The following is a 6,676-nucleotide window of genomic DNA, read 5'->3' as shown; positions in this document are numbered from 1 at the left end:
AGTGTCAGTTTAGATACATCAACTCCTAAAATAAATTCCCATTTCTTCATTAACTTTATTTTTTAATAGTTATAAAAAATACTCCTAGTCAAAAAAACCTTTGATAGTTCAAAGAGATAATTCTAGTTGGACCTCGGAGTATAGAGAAGTGGGGCAGGGACTAATACAAAAAATAGTTCTGGAAAACTTGGTCCTTTTATAGTTCACCCTGCCCACTTTTCTAATAAAGTTATTAACACAGAGAGCTGTTTTTAACACCCCCTGCACCCCCAAATAATAGTAGTAATAATGTTGAGTAAAACTGATAGAATTAAAACAAAGGGTTCCTTTTGGGGCAATGCCAAAAGGAACATATAAAACCTTGCCGAAGGCAATCCTCAACCACCCCAATAGCACCATCCCCCTTCAAAAACGTCTATCCCTGTGTATTTCAATTATAAAAACCATTTCCCGTCCCCGCCCTTAACCATTCTCAACCCAGCAACCATGAACATCAGAAAAGCAGTTCTCAATGATCATTCATCCATCAGCAAATTACTCCACCAGTTAGGTAACCAACTCAATCCAGAATCCCTAAAATCAAACCTCGAAAACATAATAACCAATACTAACACAGATCTATACCTGTACGACCTAACCGGCACTATTGTAGCCTACATGACAATAGCCTTCACCACCTTGCTCACAGGCAGATCATCTATTCTACGAATCACAGACCTGGCTGTACATACCAATTACCAGGGCCTGGGGATAGGAGAGGAAATGCTCGAGTTTTCCCGCTCCCTTGCCATTGAATCCCATTGTGACCACATCGAATGGCATTGCAATCCCTCCCAGGCTGCCCATCATCGTTTAGCCCTTTACAATGGTTTTGAAAGATCTACTTCCTGCTTCACCAGGAAGGTAATGTAGGAATTGTTTATATTGGAATGCAAGAAGATGCGTATTTTAACTAGTTAGGCGATATTTATGAACTGGAACCCGAATGATCAAGATATATATGCAGGACTTTCAGGATTGAAGCTTCCGATTGAGGAATTTGAGTTGGGACACGGGATTGTTTTATCAGAAACGTACGCACATGTCTTTGGTCCATATATGGCTGCATTTAAAGAAGCTGAAAAAGGTAAGGCTCACCCTGCACCATGGAAAGCCGTAGGCGGTGGAATTGCTTTCGATATTTGGTTAGAGCTTACACTTCCGAAAGAAACGACGATATTCAAAAACATTGACAGGTTGAATACAATTTGGATTATCGCAGCCTTAATAAGAATAAAAGTCTTGCCGTTCGTAAAAGTACCGGTCATTTCAAATATCAAGTTCAAGGAAATTGCTACATCGAAAGAAGAAGCAAACTTTCACCCAATAGAGATACGACAAAATAATTTATTCGCAGGTATAGTAAAATCTTACTCCTTTAATAAAAAAGAGTTTGAATGGATTAAAGACAATTTGGCGACCGTAGGTAGTTTATTTGAAAAAAGTGAAAAATTTCAAACTGCATTACTTGCTTTAGATAGAGCCATAATAGAGACAAGATTTTCTATGGCACTGATGACCCTGTGGGGTGCATTAGAGCAGCTATTTTCGCCAGACGACAAACAAGAACTTAGCTATAGAATATCATTGAATATCGCCGCTTACCTGAAGCCAAAAGGTGAAGAAAGATTATTGTTATTCAAAAGTGTTAGAAAACTATATACAGCTCGTTCAAAAGCAGCCCATGGCAACCCGACTGAAGATGCAGAAGAATTTATTCAGACCTATAATATTTTAAAAGAGGCATTTATTAAGATGACGGTCGAGAGCCAAGTCCCTACACAAACCATTTTTGAAAAGCTTATTATGCTTGACTAAATAGCGCCTAACAGCAGTTTTGCATAAGTTGAGCTGACGAACTAAATTTAAACTGTAAATCATTATTCAGCTTTTGTTCATAGGTTAAGCAGGCGAATATAAATATCCAACCTTCGCAAAGCCGTTTACCATTTACCTATTTCAAATGACTAAACTAATTGCAATTCTACTTATCGGTTTGACTTCTTGTCAGCAGCTTGAAAAGACAGAGGAATCGCCGACATTCAAAAGGGACCTGGTTGATTCGATGAACGCTCCCACGACCTCCGTTGCTGAAAAAATGTATAGCCTGGATGAAATCTATGAAAAGTATGTAAGCAAAGAACTGCTGTCCTATATTGAAAAAACGCATCCTGCCTGGTCGGTGCCCAATGAGCACATGTGGTATCCGCAGTTATTCAAAAAATATAAAACGGATAGTTCTTTAGTGAATTATGTAAGTGGAGACTTTGATTGCAATGGGAAAAAGGACGTCGCATTAATCGTTGACAAAGGAAAGAATAGTTTAGTTGCAGTTGCTTTTCTTTGGGTTGATAATGGTTTTAAAACCGTGGAATTAACAGAATTGGGCCACCCGGGAGAAAAAATTGAATTTGTCCTTACGTTATACAAGCCTGGACGTTACAATATTGCAGATCCTGACTTAGAGCCATCAGATCCCAAAATCGTAAACTTCAAATGTAATGCTGTGGGCATTGGCAAGTTCAAAGAACATTACGAAGGCGGTGACGACGTGTATTATTGGGAACAAGATCATTTGCGCTCATGTGTAATTGAAAAGTAGCTGCGTATCACAATGTGTTTATTCAATGCTGGCTGAAGCATACAATTTGAACATGTAACCTCTATTAAACAACTACTGTTTTCAAGCTGAAGTATTTCAAATGCCAGGACTAAATAAACACAAACAACGTTAGGCGTAAGGCTACGGCAGTTCTTAATTCCTATCGCTAAAAGAAATTATAATATGAATATTGGTATTAATTTTTTTAAAAGCATTTACAATGATGATATTATCTATCATTATACTAAAGCTTCAACAGCAATTGACTACATTCTTTTTAAGAACCAGTTGCGATTTAATGGAGCTCGAAAGTCAATTGACCCAATGGAAAGTAGAAAAGCAAAAAGAGATACAGTTTATTATGACTCCGAGGTAGACAAACCTAGAGGTGATCAGCATTACTTAAATGTAAATGATTTGCATGCTTTTGTCGATGATATGGAAAAGAAATTTAATCAAATATGCTTTTGCCAAAATAAAAAGGGTGAAGATTTTGCAAGTGAAAATTACATATCAAATTTTGAAGGTCACGAAGAGCTATTCGGTTTTACAAAGTTGAGAATGTGGGACCAATATGCTGATAAATATTCTGGCGTTTGTATTGCATTTTCAAAAGAAAAAATACTATCACAGAACCGCCAAAAGTTTGAAATATTTGAACGTGACGTAGAATATCTAACCTTTCAAGAACTATTATCAAAAAAGATAGGTGATATTCAAGGAAATCATTTGGTAAATGTTGGAATAGAAAAGTACAGGAAACAACTTGAGGAACAGCTAATAGAATCCTTTTTTTGTAAGCACATTGATTATGATGGCGAAAATGAATATAGAATTGCGACTTTCTTTGATAAAGACAAATGCAGCTTTGAGACAATTCGTGATGAATTAGTTTTTGACAGAACTATGATGCTTGATATTTCGGATTGTGTGGTAGCTATTTTTGTTTCAAGTTTTGCAAACGATAGACAAAAAAATGATTTGCTTCAATATGCTTACAAACTTAATGTTGAAATTATTGAAATGAGATGGCAACATAATTCTTTTAAACCAAGGAACTTAAAAGAAGTGCATGAATTCGTTGACAGAATTGACAACGAAAAAAAATGAGAGCGATAAAGCCCTACGGGACTGGACGTGAAACATTCAACTATCCCACACAGGCGGCACATAACCGCTTTGCCCTCCTCAATGACTTTCAAAGATCTACTACCTGCTTTACCAGGAAGGTAGTGTAGGAACAGTTTATTTTCGCATGTGCTAGCTCATTTTGATTAAGCATGCAGGCACTAATTGTATTCTCTTTCATGTGTAACCCTTCCGTTTCCTAATTCCTTTCATCACTTACATCCAATAGTCAAAACTATTTTCCATCCAAAATAGTACTTATAGCCCCCATCTGCGTCTATTCTGGTAGGTAATATCACCCCGGTTTTTTATTTGGGTGATTTAGCCAGTTTAAATCCCAACCAAACTAATGCTTATGCGGGTCCCCATATATTGTTTGCTGCTATCAATATTTGCCTTGTACTCCTGCATCACTGGCAGAACGCCTTCAGAATCCTCTCTAGGCGAATACCAGGTAACCGTACTGGCGCATGATAGGGAAGGAGCGGTAAACAAAGTCATGAAGACCTGTTCCTCTGAACGCATTTCATCCAATATCGAAACAACCCCACATGGCTCCTTCACCGATCTAATAAAAATCGGGTTCACCCTTACCAGCATATCCGAATCCCGGATCTCCAAAATCAATGACGACCTCCTGTCCACTACCTCCGTCGTCAATGTCAACATCACAAAAATTCATTAGATTTTTCCCCTATGAAAATCCAGGGAAACCTCGAACTAAATAATGCCCTCACCAACTCATTATTTACATAACAAACATACTCAACCTAAAATATGCCTGCCCAGAATAAAAACTCTAACAACATCATCCAGGTAAGCAAAACACAAAAACTCTCCGAACTTCAGACTGTCTGCAGCGCCTCATTGCGGATATTCGATTCCTGCGCCGCCTGTCGTTACCGTACCCTCCGCAATTCAGCGTCTTCAGCCTCTGCTCATATCACGTGATCGAATAGAGGAATTTTACAAAATGTTGTAAACCTTGTATTATCAAGGGAAGAAAGTGATCATAGTGAATATTGTAAGCAGTAGTAAAGATCGTTGTGCGCTGGCCCGGCAAAGCGGCGGAGCTTCGCGTTTGCCTAGACCTTTTGGTTCCTTTTGGGGCAATGCCAAAAGGAACATATAAAACTTGCCGAAGGCATATCACCTCATCCATAATCCTCCATCATCCAAAAAACCTCCTCCAAACCCTAAAACCACATTGAAACTAAAAACCACTGGCATCATTTTAACTGTATTCCATTATGCACATCAGGAAAGCCCATCTCAACGACTCCAAATCCATCCGCGATCTTCTCGATCAATTAGGCTACCCGGGCACCAAAGACTTCCTCAAAGACAAAATGAAAATAATTCTGGCCAATCACAACGCCGAATTACTGGTATACGAATTAGAAGGAAGGGTAGTAGCCTTCATGGCGCTTGAATTTTTCACCCAGCTCGCAGTCAAAGGAAAATTCCTGCGCATCAATTATTTCTGTGTCGATTCCGCCTATCGCGGCACGGGCATAGGCAAGGAAATGGAGCACTATTGCGAAGCCCTCGCTTATGAACGATACTGCGACCGTATCGAATTACACTGTCATGAATCCCGCACCGATGCCCACCAGTTCTACCTCCGCCAAGGCTTCATCGAATCCCCCAAATATTTCGTCAAAAAAATGAATGGACGCTAGGTATGTATTCATTGAAGGAACACGCAATATGTATTGCATATTTAGCATGAAATTCAGGCACTATCCAGTAATTTCATATCATGCCAGCCAAAACCATTACCAACTGCCTATTCCCAATACTACTTCTTGTAGCAATAATTGCTTGTAATAATAATACCCAATCAACAAAAGAAAGTAAGTCCAACACAGAAAACAAAACACCGGATAACGACAGTTCAACTTATCAATTTCTCATTCCCAAAGGCTGGACATCAGAAACAATGTCTTTTCCTATAGAATTTGCACCAAAGATTCCTTACACCGGTATAGAGGATCTGCGTTTCTCTCCGGGGTGGGAACCAGTAGAAAATGAAGAACACTGGACCTACAGTTTCCTCTGGTGGCTTAATGGAGATGTGAAGATTGATGAAAATATCCTGCAACAAAATTTAAAAGAATACTATACCGGATTAGTGGGTAGAAATATTGAGAAAAGAGGTATCCCTTTTTCCAAGGTCTTACCTGTCGATGCCAGGATAAATAAAATCGCAACAGCCAATTCTGATATCGAAACTTACCAGGGAACCATCACCATGACCGATTACCTCGATAAAACCTTCAAGCCTATTACTCTGAATTGCATGGTCCACCGAAAAAATTGTCTTTCTCACACTGCACTCATCTTCCAGGTTTCCCCTCAGCCCAATACCCATCCCATATGGAAAACCATGAACAAGCTCCAGGAAGATTTTAAATGTGGAAATTAAAGTCTTAAAACTCTCTTTGCGCTCCTTTGTGCCTTCGTGCCTTTGTGGCCATTCTCTCCGTGTATCTCGGTGCCGCAGTTCCCCTGTGGTTCAATCTCTCTTTGTGCTCCTTTCCGCCTTCGCGCCTTCGTGGCAAAATCCCCGTGTCCCTCCGTGTCGCCCTGTATTCTAAGGTTTACAAACTGCCAAAAAAGTTTCTAAGTAGCTCTCAACAAATGGTGTTTGACGTTTAATCACAGCGAACATTCTATATAAGATCTTATTTCGAACGATGTTAATGGTACTCATTTTTGATTTCCCCTTTTCTAATCGTTTTAAATAATAATCTCTTAGTTCTTTATCATGTTGAATAGCGGTTTTTGCAGAAAGATCAAGCAAAGTTTTCATGTGCTTGTCAGCATGCTGATCGACTTTAGTTTTCAGTTTAAGACTTGTCCCTGACTCGTAAGGAAAGGGAGCTGTGCCACAGTAACATGCAA

At 39.1% G+C, this 6,676-nt stretch carries 9 protein-coding genes; 8 read left to right on the top strand and 1 reads right to left on the bottom strand.

The annotated features are described in order from the left end of the window. Window positions 1-486: 486 nt before the first annotated feature. The 8 genes from BP74_RS21450 (at window position 487) to BP74_RS21415 (ending at window position 6,197) form a co-directional block, all read left to right on the top strand. On the top strand, window positions 487-912 hold the full coding sequence (locus BP74_RS21450; RefSeq protein ID WP_496377590.1) for a GNAT family N-acetyltransferase: 426 nt from the start codon (window positions 487-489) through the stop codon (window positions 910-912). Window positions 913-969: 57 nt separating this feature from the next. Continuing rightward, window positions 970-1,857, top strand: a complete 888-nt coding sequence (locus BP74_RS21445; protein WP_496377588.1) for a hypothetical protein — start codon at window positions 970-972, stop codon at window positions 1,855-1,857. A gap of 145 nt (window positions 1,858-2,002) precedes the next feature. Beyond that, window positions 2,003-2,641, top strand: coding sequence for a hypothetical protein (locus BP74_RS21440; RefSeq protein WP_496377586.1), 639 nt, complete (start codon window positions 2,003-2,005; stop codon window positions 2,639-2,641). Between the two features lie 183 nt (window positions 2,642-2,824). Then, complete coding sequence (locus tag BP74_RS21435; RefSeq protein ID WP_496377584.1) at window positions 2,825-3,751, top strand: DUF2971 domain-containing protein; 927 nt, start codon at window positions 2,825-2,827, stop codon at window positions 3,749-3,751. Further along, window positions 3,748-3,879, top strand: a complete 132-nt coding sequence (locus BP74_RS21430) for a hypothetical protein (protein WP_496377582.1) — start codon at window positions 3,748-3,750, stop codon at window positions 3,877-3,879. Before BP74_RS21435 ends, BP74_RS21430 begins: the two co-directional genes overlap by 4 nt. A 245-nt stretch (window positions 3,880-4,124) precedes the next feature. Continuing rightward, window positions 4,125-4,454, top strand: a complete 330-nt coding sequence (locus BP74_RS21425; protein WP_496377580.1) for a hypothetical protein — start codon at window positions 4,125-4,127, stop codon at window positions 4,452-4,454. Between the two features lie 565 nt (window positions 4,455-5,019). Next, window positions 5,020-5,451, top strand: coding sequence for a GNAT family N-acetyltransferase (locus tag BP74_RS21420; protein WP_496377578.1), 432 nt, complete (start codon window positions 5,020-5,022; stop codon window positions 5,449-5,451). An 80-nt stretch (window positions 5,452-5,531) separates the two neighbouring features. Continuing rightward, window positions 5,532-6,197: a hypothetical protein gene (locus tag BP74_RS21415; RefSeq protein ID WP_496377576.1), complete on the top strand. Its 666-nt coding sequence runs from the start codon at window positions 5,532-5,534 to the stop codon at window positions 6,195-6,197. A 168-nt stretch (window positions 6,198-6,365) separates the two neighbouring features. Here BP74_RS21415 and BP74_RS21410 read toward each other — a convergent pair. After that, the coding region (locus tag BP74_RS21410; RefSeq protein WP_139256540.1) for a transposase at window positions 6,366-6,676 on the bottom strand (311 nt) is incomplete at its 5' end.

The organism is Flavisolibacter ginsengiterrae DSM 18136, from assembly GCF_059568575.1.
The sequence above is the reverse complement of the archived record's forward strand: the minus strand, read 5'-3'. Positions and strand labels throughout refer to the sequence as shown.